This window comes from Duganella levis, from assembly GCF_009857605.1.
In the GTDB taxonomy this organism is placed as follows: Bacteria; Pseudomonadota; Gammaproteobacteria; order Burkholderiales; family Burkholderiaceae_D; genus Rugamonas; species Rugamonas levis.
The window spans coordinates 152,198-164,995 of sequence record NZ_WWCT01000010.1; the positions used below are offsets into that span (position 1 = coordinate 152,198).

The following is a 12,798-nucleotide window of genomic DNA, read 5'->3' on the forward strand; positions in this document are numbered from 1 at the left end:
GCAAAAATAACAATTTCGCTTCGGTTTGGTGAAAACCCCGCTGTGGATTTCTTTTTGGCAATTCAATTTAAAAGGAGCGTCCGATGGTCTTGATGGCAGAAGCATGCGAGCGTTTTTTGAATTACTGTCAGGTGGAGCGGCAACTCAGCCTTCATACGATACGGGCTTACCGGCACGACCTGAGCTGCTTCACCGGCCTGACTGGCGCCCAGCAGCCGCTAGAGGCATTTTCAGCCGCGTGGATCGAAACCGCTGCGCAGAGTTGGTCCAGCACACCGGGGTTGAAGGTCATCACCGTCAAGCGGCGCGTGGCGTGCATCAAGGCATTTGTGCGCTGGCTATTCCGTCGCCGGCTGCTAAGCTTCAATCCGCTGGAGCGCATCTGCCTGGAATTCAAGATCCCCAAACGTTTGCCGCGCAACCTGCGCACTGAAGAAATCAAGCAACTGGTGGCGTGGACCCCGCAGGCCAGCGACCACGAAGGCGCCTCAAGACGAAGCTGGGACCAGCTGACGGCACGGCTGGTCATCGAAGTGCTGACGCTGACCGGCCTGCGCATTGGCGAACTGGTACGCATCAGACCGGCGGACATGGACCGGCAGCTGGGACAGATCCGCATTGTTGGCAAAGGCAACCGCGAGCGCTCGGTGTCGTTTCCGGACCAGGTGACGCTGCTACGACTGCGGACTTATCAGGAGCAGGTGCAACGCCGGTTTGGCGACGCCACCCTGGCCAGCGCGCTATTCTTCAACGGTCTGGGGCGGCCAGCCAACGAACAATACCTGCGGCGCGTGATCCGCCGCTACGCCGAAAGCACCCAGCTGACGCGCCGCATCACCCCGCATATGCTGCGCCACACCGCCGCCACCCAACTGCTGGAAGCCGGTCTGGACATGCGCTTCGTCCAGCGGCTACTGGGCCACTCCAGCATCACCACCACCGAGCTGTACACGCATGTCGCCGATCATGTCCTGCGCAGCGAAATTGCCCGCGCCAACGTCAGGGAAAGGCTGGAAACGAGTGATAACTAGGAATTATTGATGGCATTTTTTGAAAAAGATAAAGGCGGGGTTGCAGTCTGGCTGCCGATTATGACTGGCCCAATATTCAGTCTCGTGGTATTTGTGCTGACCTACTGGCTTGACCCATTAAGTTTGAAGCAGACTTCCGGGATTCCCGCGTTTTTCCTGTCGGTTATTGTTTTGATGATTGCGCAATGGTGGGTGACTGTCATTGAAGTGCGTAAAACCGCCGCATATTCCGACCGCTTGTACGATGCCATCAAGGACTACCTGCACGTCACGCCGGTCGGCTCGCCAGAGCAAGCGTTACGCTACATCAGCAGTAGATTGCCAATACTGAGAGAAGTTAAAAATACCTCGTTTAATACCAATGAGTCCTTGGAGCGCTCGGATGAAAAATTCTATGCTACAAAGGTCTATGATGACTTGTTGGCTGCGATAGCGCAGCAAACCCGCAAAGAACTGATTTGGAAAGATATCGGCGACTTGCACGCGCTAACGCGGTTTCGCCAGATTTGCCGCCATATAGGCACGGCTAATCCGCGCAGCAGTGGAAAATACAAGTACAAAATAATCGGACATAACGATCCACAATTAAATTTCATCTTGCTTGAACATGTGGACGGGATCAAGGAAGTATTATTTAACTGGGACTTCCGTGGTTTAGGGCAAGACCCTACGGTTCTTATCTCCCGAGACAGCCACATCATTGAAATGTTTACCAAGCAGTTCAATTTATTGTGGCAAAGCGGCACGGAAGATCATGACAGGATGGCCACCAGATCGGTTCCCGAGAAATAGGATGGTGCCGGCTGTGCAGCATCTAAATGAAGATGAGTCCATTTGTCCAGCAGCTTGCCTGCTTTTTCGCTGATATGTTGGCGGCTCCAACCGACAGTATTCCGCAGATAGGGCAGGAATTCCGTAGGGTACGGCGTTACGCGGGTGACGGTATCGAAACCTACTTCGACGTTGGTATTGGGGGCTGCGTAAATGGCTGAAAAAACGCGATCCAAATCATAGTGGCGGAACTGTTCGCTATTGAGCACGGCTGCTTGCAGCGACAAGTCCATTTCGATACGGATTGCGGGCTCCATCGGGCCAATGCGAAGCATGGAACCGTCATACTGGCGGATAACAATGCAACCGCCAGGGTTAAGTTTTGCTTTCAAAACACTGATGAATGAAGCAATGTCGTCAAGATACGGGAAAATATTGAACGCCAAGTACATATCTGCTGATGGAATCTCTTCTGCGTTCCGCCCGATATCCAATTGTTGAAATTCAACTTCCCGTTCCCACTCAGATGACCGCTGTCTGGCTTCGCTCAGGGCGTTGCCATCGGCATCCAGCCCTATGAATCGGCAGGATGTCGGCATGTGGGTGTTAAGTAACTCCATCCAGATACCTGGCCCGCACCCAAGGTCTACCAACACGTGAGGGCGACGCTCAGCGAGTCTTTGCGCAAATTTGGTTCGCTCGGGAAGCTTGGCCAAGTGGTGTGCCATCAACCATTGCGTGGAACTGAGCGGACTACCTGTGTCGTTGTACCAATTTCCCATCAATAATTCCTAGTTATCACTCGTTTAAACTATAAGTCTAACCGAAAGCGATAAAAAAATAGTGCCGTGTGGCACTAAAATTATTGATCTAAATCAGAGGGTGGGGACCGCGACTCGCTGAAGCAAGCCGCGGTGTGGTACAGATCAGGCGGCGTGGTGCGCGTTGCCTGCGGGGACGATGGCTGCCGGCGTATTGAAGGCGCTGAGTAGCGACGCCTCCTTCTGCTTGGCGGCCAGCAGGTGGCGCTCCTTCACATGGCCGTAGCCGCGGATGTCTTCCGGGATGCTGGCGATGGCGACGGCTTGCGTCAGGTTCTCCGCCGTCAGCCTAGGCAGCAGGCCGGCCACGGTATCGCGGTACTCGCCGATCAGCGCACGTTCCGACTTGCGTTCTGCCGTGTAGCCGAACACATCCAACGCCGTGCCGCGCAGCCCTTTGAATTTGGCCAGCACGCCGAATGCCTTCATCATCCATGGGCCGAATTCCTTCTTGATCAAGTGACCCTGCGCATCCTGCTTGGCCATCAGCGGTGGCGCCAGGTGGAATTTCAGCTTGATGTCGCCCTCGAACATGCCGGCCATTTTCTGCTGGAAGGCGCCGTCGGTGTACAGGCGGGCGACTTCGTATTCGTCCTTGTAGGCCATCAGCTTGTAGTAGTAGCGGGCGACGGCTTCGGCCAGGCGAGTGCTCTTGCCCAGTTTCGCCTCTTCCGCGCGGACCTGATCGACAAACGATTTATACTGTTTAGCATAATTCGCATCCTGATACGCGGTCAGCAGCTCCACGCGCTTGGCGATGATGTCGTCCAGCGTCTGGATGCGTTTGAACTCGATCACCTTGGCCGGCGTGGTCAGCTTGGTCACCGACGCCAGGTCATGCGCGGCGGTGCGGCCCCAGTTGAAGGCGGCCTTGTTGAAGGCGACCGACACGCCGTTCAGCTCAATCGCCTTGATCAGCGAAGCTTCGCTCAGCGGCACAAAGCCTTTCTGGAAGGCGTAGCCCAGCATGAACATATTGGTGGCGATGGAGTCGCCCATCAGCGCGGTGGCGATCTGGCCGGCATCCACGAAATCGACGTTGTCGTTGCCGCAGGCGCGAATGATTTCGCCGCGCGACGACGCGTCCGGGAACTGCCAGTCCGGGTTCTTGACGAAAGCAGCCGTCGAAGAACCGGTCGAGTTGATCATGGCGCGCGTGCGGCCTTCGCCCATGCGCGACAAGGCGTCACGCGATGCGGTGACGATCAGGTCGCAGCCGATCACCAGATCGGCGCTGCCAGTGCCAACGCGGGTCGAGTGCAGGTCGCTCTGATGATCCGCGAGGCGCACGTGCGACATCACCGGGCCGCCCTTCTGCGCCAGGCCGCTCATGTCCAGCACAATCGCGCCTTTGTTCTCGACGTGGGCAGCCATGGCCAGGATCTGGCCGACAGTCACCACGCCAGTCCCGCCGATGCCGGTGATCAGGATGCCGAACGGCGTCTCGGTCGATGGCAGCGTCGGCATCGGCAGCACGGCTTGCGGGCCCGCATTGGCCCCACCTTCGATGGCGGCTTTCTTCGGTTTCTTCAGCGCCCCGCCTTCCACCGTCACAAAGCTCGGGCAGAAACCGGTGGTGCAGGAGAAGTCCTTGTTGCACGACGATTGATTGATCTGGCGCTTGCGGCCCAGATCCGTCTCCAGCGGCTCCACCGACAGGCAGTTGGACTGCACCGAGCAGTCGCCGCAGCCTTCGCACACGGCCTCGTTGATGACGGCGCGCTTGGCTGGATCCGGGTATTCGTTACGTTTCCGGCGGCGGCGCTTCTCGGACGCGCAGGTCTGGTCATAGATCATGGCCGACACGCCCGGCTTGTCGCGCAGTTCGCGCTGCACGTCCATCAATTCGCTGCGATGGCGCACGGTGACGCCTTCCGCCCATTTGTAATCGGCAGGGTATTTTTCCGGTTCGTCGGTAACGACGATAATCGGCGTCACGCCTTCCGCCGCGATCTGGCGCGAGATCATGCCCGGATCGAGCGGACCATCGAATTGCTGGCCGCCGGTCATCGCTACCGCGTCGTTGAACAAAATCTTGTAGGTGATGTTGACCTTGGCCGCCACCGCCGCGCGGATCGCCAGTATCCCCGAGTGGAAGTAGGTGCCGTCGCCCAGATTGGTGAACACGTGCTTCTCGTTGGTGAACGGCGCCTGCCCCACCCACGTCACGCCTTCCGCCCCCATGTGGGTAAAGGTCGACGTCTCGCGGTCCATCCACAGCACCATATAGTGACAGCCGATACCGGCCAGCGCGCGCGAACCTTCCGGCACCTTGGTCGAGGAGTTGTGCGGGCAGCCGGAGCAGAAGTACGGCGTGCGGTCGGTCTGCGGATTGGACTTGGTCGGCAGCGTTTTCAGCGCCAGTTCTTTCGCTTCCAGATACGCCACGCGTTCCTGCACGCGCTTGGCCACCGGATGGCCGGCGCAGTAGTGGGCGATGCGCGACGCGATGGCGCGCGCGATCTGCGCCGGATTCAGTTCATAGGTGGCTGGCAGCAGCCAGTCGCCGTGGCCGGTCTTGCCCTTGTTGCTCCATTCGCCGGTGTCGTCGAACTTGCCGACCACGCGCGGACGTTCGCCGTCGGGCAGGTTGTACAGCTCTTCCTTCAGCGCGTATTCGAGGATCTGGCGCTTCTCTTCCACCACCAGGATCTCGTCCAGGCCCTTGGCGAATTCGTGCACGCCGTCCGCTTCCAGCGGCCAGGTCATGCCGATTTTGTACAGGCGGATGCCGATGTCGGCGGCCGCTTGTTCGTCGATGCCCAGGTCGGCCAGCGCCTGGCGCGTGTCCAGGTAGGATTTGCCGGCGGTGATGATGCCGATTTTCGGCTTCGGCGAATCCCAGATAATCTTGTTCAGCTTATTGGCGCGGCAGTACGCCAGCGCGGCGTACCACTTGTAACTGTTCATGCGGACTTCCATATCCAGCACGGTGTCCGGCCAGCGGATATTCAAACCGCCTTCCGGCAGGTCGAAGTCGGTCGGCAACTGGATCTGCACGCGGTCCGGATCGAAGTCCACCACAGCGCCGGATTCGATGATGTCGGTCACGCACTTCATCGACACCCACAGGCCGGTGTAGCGGCTCATTGCCCATGCGTGCAGGCCGTAGTCGATGTACTCCTGCACCGAGGCCGGATACAGCACCGGAATACCGCAGGCGTTGAGGATGTGGTCCGACTGGTGCGCGGTGGAAGACGACTTGGCTGCGTGGTCATCGCCGGCCAGTACCAGCACGCCGCCATGCTTGGCCGAGCCGGCGTTGTTCGCGTGTTTGAAGACGTCGCCGCAGCGGTCCACGCCGGGGCCTTTGCCGTACCACATGGAGAAGACGCCGTCGTATTTGGCATCCTTGAAAAGATTGGTTTGCTGCGTGCCCCAGACGGCGGTCGCCGCCAGGTCTTCGTTCATCCCGGGATGGAATTTGACGTGGTGCGCGTCGAGGTATTTCTTGGCCTTCACCGCCGTCATGTCGACGCTGGTGACCGGCGATCCGCGATAGCCGGTAATGTAGCCGGCCGTGTTGAGGCCTGCCTTGAGGTCGCGCTCACGCTGCATCATCGGCAGGCGTATCAGCGCTTGCGTGCCGGTCATGAAGGCGCGGCCGCGTTCCAGGGTCCATTTATCGTCCAGCGTAATGTCGGCCGGATCCAACTGCAAACCCTTGTGAGGTGCATTCATTATCTTGTCTCCAATATTCTCGAATCTGCGCGGCAGTGCCGGGTAGGCTCTGCCGCGTTCGCGCCGGTGCTCTGTCTATGTGCTTTGCTACCGGCTGTTTTACTACTCTACTCTACTCTTTATGCAGTGGCCTTGCTTGGGTCCTGCAGTACGCCGCGCTTGATCTGGTCCAGTTCGATCGACTCGAACAGCGCGCGGAAGTTCCCCTCGCCGAAGCCCTGGTCGCCCTTGCGCTGGATGATCTCGTAGAAGATCGGGCCGATGACGTTCTGCGTGAAGATTTGCAGCAGCAGTTCGCGCTCGGTCTCGTTGCTCTGGCCATCGATCAGGATGCGCAGGCGGCGCAGGTCTTCCAGGCGCTCGCCGTGGTTCGGCAGGCGGCGGTTGACCAGCTCATAATAAGTCTCGATGGTGTCCTGGAAGGCGATGCCGGTCTTCTTCATGCCTTCGATCGACGAGTAGATATCATCGGTGCCCAGCGCGATATGCTGGATGCCTTCGCCATGGTACTCATCCAGATACTCGGCGATCTGCGATTTGTCGTCCGACGATTCATTGATCGGAATCCGCACCTTGCCGCATGGGGAAGTCATGGCTTTCGATTTCAGGCCGGTCAGCTTGCCCTCGATGTCGAAGTAGCGCACTTCGCGGAAGTTGAACATCTTCTCGTAGAAGTCCGCCCATTCCTTCATGCGGCCGCGATGCACGTTGTTGGTCAGGTGGTCGATATAGGTCAGGCCATGGCCAACCGGATTGGCTTGCGCGCCAGGGATGGCGACGAAGTCCACGTCATAGATGCTGATGTCGCCGATCGCGCCTTGCTGGGCATCGGCGTTCTTGCCGCGCCAGCGGTCCACCAGATAGATCAGCGAATCGCCCACGCCCTTGATGGCGGGGATATTCAGTTCCATCGGGCCGGTCTTGTTATCGAAGCCCCACGCGCCCTTTTCCAGCATGGACTTGTAGGCAAACGCCGCATCCTGCACGCGGATGCCGATGGCGCACACCGACGGACCGTGATGACGCGCGAAGCGCTGCGCAAACGAGTCCTTCTCGGCGTTGATGATGAAGTTGATCTCGCCCTGACGATACAGGGTGACGTCCTTGTGGCGGTGGCGGGCGATGGCGGTAAAGCCCATGCTCTCGAACAGCGCGCCGAGGGCTTTAGGATCGGGGGCAGCGTATTCGACGAATTCAAAACCGTCGGTGCCCATTGGGTTGTCCCATGGCTGGAATTGCATGCGTGTCTCCTTATTCGAATAGCGCACAGTATAGATCCGCTTCCGAAGCAGTAAATTGCAAACAGTTCCCACGCCGGCCCGGTTTGAGCAATAATATTGCCTTAATTTGTAATTTATGAGGTATTTATGACCAAAATCGCGCTGGACAAAACCGATCGTAAGATTCTTTCTATATTGCAATCGGACGGCCGGCTGTCGAACCAGGACGTGGCCGAGCTGGTGGCGCTGTCGCCCTCGCCCTGCCTGCGCCGCATCAAGCGCCTGGAGGAAGCCGGCGTGATTCGCCAGTACGTGGCGCTGCTGGACCCTGACAAGATCGGCCTGGGCCTGCTGGCCTATGTGAACGTGCGTCTGGAGAAGCACAGCGAAGCGGCGGCCCACAGCAACGCCCGCGCGCTGGGCGCCGCCAACGCGCCGCCGTCGCCGCGCGCCGACTTTGCCGAATCCGTGGCGCAGTGGCCGGAAGTGGTGGCCTGCTATGCGATGACCGGCGAAATGGATTACCTGTTGCGCGTGCACGTGGAAGACATGGACCACTTCTCGCGCTTCATGATGGCGACGCTGCTGCGTCACCCAGCGGTGCTGGACGTGAAGTCCTCGTTCGCGCTTCAGCGCATCAAGGACACCACCGCGCTGCCACTGGTGTAATTACCAGAGCTTGGCCAGCGGCAGCGTGACGCCGCCGAACAGCGACCAGTCCTGCGAGGCGGACGTCAGTCCGCGCGCCACGCCAAAGTCGAACACCAGCCGTTTGTTTGGGCTGTACGACGCGGCCACCAGCAGCTGCGCGGTGTTCAGCGTGTTTTCGCGGTGGGTTCCGGACAGTTCACCGATAGCCTGCCATTTGTCGGAAATCGGCGTGGAGAAGGCGCTGGCCCAGCCAACCTGCGTACGGCCGGTGCCCGCATCATAGGCGCCGAGGCGCGTGGCGTTCAGATTGGCGTCCATGTGGACCGGGCCCATGTCACGGCTGAAGATGCCGTTGATACTGTAGTCGCTTTTGCCGCTGCCGATGGTGTCCTTGGCTGTCGGTGCCTTGGCTCCCAGCTCCAGGCCAAACGCGGTGGCGTCATCGATGATGAAGGCGCGCTTCAGCACAAAGGTGGTGTCGCCAAAGCCGCGCTGGCGCGGGCTGCCGTCTTCACGCGACGAGACGAAGGACTCGCCCTCAATCAGCACGCCCCATTGTTCGTTGAACGCCAGCTTGAAGGTGTACGGCAGGCTGTCACGCCGGCTGTCGCTGGACTTGGCGCTCAGGAAGCCGGTTTCAAATTCCAGCTGGCCGGGCGTCGGCAGTTGCGCCGGCGTGGAGACCGATGGGCGATACGGCAGGACAGCATCGTCCTGCGCATAGAGTGGCGCCATCGCGGCGCACAAGGTGAGGAATACGAGCGGTTTCATGCCGCGTATTCTACCTGCGATTCAGGAATCGATATGGCGCGTCAGATGCTGGACGAACGGCTCGGCGGCCAGAAAGCCGATCACGCGACTGTCCGGTACTTCCTTGCCGCCCTTGAACAGGATGATGCCCGGTGGGCCGAACAAACCGAAACGCTTCATCAGCGCCTTGTCGTCGGCGTTGTTGGCGGTGACGTCGACCTGGATCAGCTTCACCTGTTTCAGCTTGCCCATCACTTCCGGCTTGGAGAAGGTGAAGCGCTCCATCTCCTTGCAGGACACGCACCAGTCGGCGTAGAAGTCCAGCATCACCGGCGTGCTGCTGGCGGCCAGAACCTGATCCAGTTCGGTGGTGGTCTTGATGCGGCTGAAGTGCACCTCGCCACCCTCGCCCGCCGCCGGTTTGTCGGCGCGGGCGATGCTCAGGTGACCGAGTGGCTGCAACACATCGCGGCCGGCGCTGGCGGCGCCGGTCAGCTCAAACAGGCCAACCAGCAGGAAGGCCAGGCCCAATGTCTTGCCGACGTAGGCGCGCAGTTCGGCGCCTTTTTGCAGCGGTTCGAATACGTGCAGGAATACGGCGCACAGCAACGCGTACAAGCCCCACATGGCCATGTTGACGGTTACGCTGAACACCGGTGACACCATCCAGATGGCGACTGCGATCAGCAGCAGGCCGAAGACTTTCTTCACGCCGTTCATCCAGGCGCCGGCGCGCGGCAGCAGGCTGCCGGCCGAGACGCCGGTCAGCAGCAGCGGTACGCTCATGCCGGCCGCCATCGAGAACAACGCCCAGCCGCCAGTCCAGACGTTGCGCGTCTGGCTGATATAGAGCAGCGCGCCGGCCAGCGGACCGGCCACGCATGGGCCGACGATCAGCGCCGACAAGGCGCCCATCACGAACACGCCGGCGAAACGGCCGCCGCTCATGCCGTTGCTCTTTTCATTCAGGCGGCTTTGCAGGCTGCTTGGCAGTTGCAGCTGGTAGACGTCGAACATCGACAGCGCGAGCAGCACCAGCAGTGCGCCAAAGGTCAGCAACACCCATGGCTTTTGCAGCGCGCCGGCCAGGCCTTCGCCAGCCAGACCCGCAGCCACGCCAAGCGAGGTGTAAATCAGCGCCATGCCGAGCGAATACGCCAGCGCCAGTGTGAAGCCCCGGCCGCGCGAGACGGCGCCTTCGCCGACAATGATCGACGACAGGATAGGCACCATCGGCAGCACGCATGGCGTGAACGACAGCAGCAGGCCGAAAGCCAGGAAGGCCAGGCCGATGCGCCATACGCTGCCGCTTTGCAGCGTGCGCTGGGCCAGCGAGCTGTCATCCTCGTGCGGCGCGGCTGGCGGAGCGGTAGCAGAAGGCGCGGCGACCGGCGGCGACACTGCCGCGTCAGCAACCGTCTTCAGCTTGCCCGGCGCGGCCGGATCTACATGGAAGCTCTGCGACGCCGGCGAGTAGCACAAGCCCGCATCCGCGCAGCCCTGATAGCCGACTTGCAGCGTAAATGGCGCACTACCCGTCACCGGCAGATCGACCACCAGCTTGTTCTGGTAAGTCTCCATCTCCTTATTGAAATTGGTATCGAACTTGCGCAAACCAGCCGGCAGCACCGGTACGCCCACGGCGCCGCCAAAGCTCAATCGGTCGCGATACAAGTGATACTCCGGCGCGATCACCCACTTCAGCCGCACCGTATGCGCATCAACCAACTCCCCCTGCAACTGGAACGCCTGTTCCGGCTCCAGAAAATCCCCAGCGCGCGACCAGGCGCTGAACAGGACCAACACCAATGCCATGAAGGCTTTCATCCACTTATTCATATCAGATCCCTATACAACATCTGCCCTTCGTCATCGACTGCCAGATAGGCCATGTCGGACGCATTGAGAAAATCCAGACCATCGCGCTGCTTCAGCATGGCGATGGTGGAACAGCTGCCCGCCGCCACCGCCACCGGCGCCAGCACGCTGACCGAGCGCCAGTACCGCACCGGCATGCCATCGCGCGGATCGAGAATGTGGCAATAGCGCTGCCCATCCAGTTCAAAAAACCGCTCGTAATCGCCGCTGGTCGCCAGCGCACCTTCGCTGACATTGATCGTGGCCAGCACGCCCTCCGCGTCGCGCGGGTCCTGGATGCCGATGGACCACGGCCTGCCATCCATGCGCGGCCCGATAAAACGCATATCGCCACCCAGGTTCACGTAACCATGCCGCACGCCGGCTTGCATCAGCAAGGTCGCCGCCCGGTCGGCCGCGTACTCCTTGCCAAAGCCGCCGAAATCGATCTCCATGCCGGACCGCCGCAGGTAGACTTCGAGCACGCCGCACTCCACCTGATGCCAGCCGACCAGCGCCAGCAAAGGTTCCAGCACTGCCGCCGACGGCACGCGCGGCTGGCGAAAATCCCATGCCTTGCGCAGTACGCCGGAGGTGATGTCGAATAACCCGCCACTGGCGCTGAACAGCGCAGCGGCGTAGCTGAACAACTCGGCCGTCTCGTGATCCACCGCCACCGCCTTGCGGCCGGCTTCCGCATTGATGCGCGAGACAATGCTGTCCGGCCGGTAGCGCGAATATTTATGCTCGATCCGCCGCACTTCATCGACCGCCTGATGCATCAGCCGCTGCGCGCTGTCGCCATCTTCCGCCGCCAGACGGATCTCGCAGCGGCTACCCATGGCGTCGAACAGAATGCGGTGAATCGAGTCGACCATCTCTACCACTGCCGGTTGATCGCGATCTGCACCGTCTGCGCGCGGAACGCATCCAGTCCCGGACTCCCCTGATGGAACAAGCGCCAGCTGCCGCGCTGCTGGTAGGCCGAGACCTTGGCGTCCACCGACCAGAGCTTGTCAATCTGCTTGCTGGCCTTGAGCCCCAGCGTGACCGCGCCGAAGCCTGACAGGCGCTGGTCCGCCGACATATAGCCGGTGCCGTTGTACCCCGGCGGGAACGGTGCTCCCAGCTTGCTGTCGTACACCGGGTCGTAATAGAAGCTGGCGGCGCTCTGCGTGTACAGGCGCACCTCCGGCGTCAGCGTCCAGCCATCCGACAGCGGCTGCACGTACTCGGCGCCCAGCGTATGGCCACGTATACCGAAGCTGTCGCGGTAGTAGCGGTAGCTCAGCCGGGCGGTGCCGTCGGTGGCGGCGATGTGGTGGTTCCAGCGCGCCAGCAGCGTGGTCTCCGAGCGGCTGCGCGGACGGTTGTCGAACGCCTTGTACGGATCAGAGAAGTAGCCGCTGCCATCGTCGTAGCCGAGCGTCAGCTGCGCCACATCGTTCGCCGTCAGCACCTGCGTTACACCCAGCAGGAAGTTGGTGGTGCGCTTGCGCTCATTGGTGACGATGTGGTTGACCGGATCGATCTTGTCATCGGAATGACCGATGCCGGCGCTCCAGGTGGTGTTGCGGTCCTCGCTCTCGTAGCTGCCCTGCAGCGACAACGCGCGCGACACATAATCATGCTCGGTCGAATACGCCGCGCCCACCGTCACGCTGCCGCGCTCCAGATAGCGGGTCAGTGCCACGTCGCCGGCCTTGCGGTCATCGCTCATGCGCGACGCACCAGAGACCGCCGTGTGATAGCGCGGCGAAGCGCCCGATACATCATCCTTCACCAGCGTGCCGCTGACGCTCCACGCACCCGCCACCGGCGTCATGATCGACACCGATGGCGCATGCACGCGGATGCGGTCCAGGCCCGACTGGCTGTCCTGATAATCCAGGTAGCCGACGCTGATGACGCCATTGGTCGGCGGCGCTTCGGCGTGCGCCTGCACGCCCGGCAGCATCAGCGCCGCCGACAGGATGGATGCGGCCATGCCGCTCTCTTTGTTGATCGTCATGGGTC

10 protein-coding genes are annotated in these 12,798 nt (G+C 60.8%); 3 read left to right on the plus strand and 7 right to left on the minus strand.

The window, feature by feature from the left end; translation table 11 throughout:
- The first annotated feature begins 92 nt into the window (after positions 1–92).
- On the plus strand, positions 93–1,031 hold the full coding sequence (locus GTP69_RS14340; RefSeq protein WP_161055502.1) for a tyrosine-type recombinase/integrase: 939 nt from the start codon (positions 93–95) through the stop codon (positions 1,029–1,031).
- A 9-nt stretch (positions 1,032–1,040) separates the two neighbouring features.
- Complete coding sequence (locus GTP69_RS14345) at positions 1,041–1,823, plus strand: hypothetical protein (protein WP_161055503.1); 783 nt, start codon at positions 1,041–1,043, stop codon at positions 1,821–1,823.
- Here GTP69_RS14345 and GTP69_RS14350 read toward each other — a convergent pair.
- From GTP69_RS14350 to hppD, 3 genes are all read right to left on the minus strand, one after another.
- The gene (locus GTP69_RS14350) at positions 1,784–2,584 is read right to left on the minus strand and encodes a class I SAM-dependent methyltransferase (RefSeq protein WP_161055504.1); all 801 of its coding nucleotides are present in this window, start codon (positions 2,582–2,584) and stop codon (positions 1,784–1,786) included. The two genes, GTP69_RS14345 and GTP69_RS14350, sit on opposite strands and share 40 nt — an antisense overlap.
- Positions 2,585–2,728: 144 nt before the next feature.
- Entirely contained in the window at positions 2,729–6,304 is a 3,576-nt protein-coding gene (locus tag GTP69_RS14355; RefSeq protein WP_161055505.1) for an indolepyruvate ferredoxin oxidoreductase family protein, read from the minus strand.
- A 119-nt stretch (positions 6,305–6,423) separates the two neighbouring features.
- Positions 6,424–7,545, minus strand: coding sequence for a 4-hydroxyphenylpyruvate dioxygenase (gene hppD, locus GTP69_RS14360; RefSeq protein ID WP_110846298.1), 1,122 nt, complete (start codon positions 7,543–7,545; stop codon positions 6,424–6,426).
- A 126-nt stretch (positions 7,546–7,671) separates the two neighbouring features.
- On the opposite strand from hppD, the gene GTP69_RS14365 reads away from it, so the two are divergent.
- Complete coding sequence (locus tag GTP69_RS14365) at positions 7,672–8,193, plus strand: Lrp/AsnC family transcriptional regulator (protein WP_110846297.1); 522 nt, start codon at positions 7,672–7,674, stop codon at positions 8,191–8,193.
- On the opposite strand, the gene GTP69_RS14370 is transcribed toward GTP69_RS14365, so the two are convergent.
- The 4 genes from GTP69_RS14370 to GTP69_RS14385 are packed head-to-tail and all read right to left on the minus strand — an operon-like array spanning position 8,194 to position 12,793.
- On the minus strand, positions 8,194–8,946 hold the full coding sequence (locus GTP69_RS14370) for a transporter (protein ID WP_229260945.1): 753 nt from the start codon (positions 8,944–8,946) through the stop codon (positions 8,194–8,196).
- Positions 8,947–8,967: 21 nt separating this feature from the next.
- Positions 8,968–10,764, minus strand: coding sequence for a protein-disulfide reductase DsbD (gene dsbD / locus GTP69_RS14375; protein ID WP_161055506.1), 1,797 nt, complete (start codon positions 10,762–10,764; stop codon positions 8,968–8,970).
- Entirely contained in the window at positions 10,761–11,660 is a 900-nt protein-coding gene (locus GTP69_RS14380; RefSeq protein WP_161055507.1) for an FAD:protein FMN transferase, read from the minus strand. Before GTP69_RS14380 ends, dsbD begins: the two co-directional genes overlap by 4 nt.
- 2 nt (positions 11,661–11,662) lie before the next feature.
- A complete protein-coding gene (locus tag GTP69_RS14385; protein WP_161055508.1) occupies positions 11,663–12,793 on the minus strand; it encodes a DUF3570 domain-containing protein in 1,131 nt (376 codons plus the stop codon).
- Between the last annotated feature and the right edge of the window lie 5 nt (positions 12,794–12,798).

What these genes read in the sequence shown, in the direction of transcription:
- hppD (WP_110846298.1), bottom strand. Translation starts at nt 7,545, where the DNA reads ATGCAATTCCAGCCATGGGACAACCCAATGGGCACCGACGGTTTTGAA.
- GTP69_RS14355 (WP_161055505.1), bottom strand. Translation starts at nt 6,304, where the DNA reads ATGAATGCACCTCACAAGGGTTTGCAGTTGGATCCGGCCGACATTACG.
- GTP69_RS14380 (WP_161055507.1), bottom strand. Translation starts at nt 11,660, where the DNA reads ATGGTCGACTCGATTCACCGCATTCTGTTCGACGCCATGGGTAGCCGC.
- GTP69_RS14370 (WP_229260945.1), bottom strand. Translation starts at nt 8,946, where the DNA reads ATGAAACCGCTCGTATTCCTCACCTTGTGCGCCGCGATGGCGCCACTC.
- GTP69_RS14350 (WP_161055504.1), bottom strand. Translation starts at nt 2,584, where the DNA reads ATGGGAAATTGGTACAACGACACAGGTAGTCCGCTCAGTTCCACGCAA.
- GTP69_RS14345 (WP_161055503.1), top strand. Translation starts at nt 1,041, where the DNA reads ATGGCATTTTTTGAAAAAGATAAAGGCGGGGTTGCAGTCTGGCTGCCG.
- GTP69_RS14385 (WP_161055508.1), bottom strand. Translation starts at nt 12,793, where the DNA reads ATGACGATCAACAAAGAGAGCGGCATGGCCGCATCCATCCTGTCGGCG.
- GTP69_RS14340 (WP_161055502.1), top strand. Translation starts at nt 93, where the DNA reads ATGGCAGAAGCATGCGAGCGTTTTTTGAATTACTGTCAGGTGGAGCGG.
- dsbD (WP_161055506.1), bottom strand. Translation starts at nt 10,764, where the DNA reads ATGAATAAGTGGATGAAAGCCTTCATGGCATTGGTGTTGGTCCTGTTC.
- GTP69_RS14365 (WP_110846297.1), top strand. Translation starts at nt 7,672, where the DNA reads ATGACCAAAATCGCGCTGGACAAAACCGATCGTAAGATTCTTTCTATA.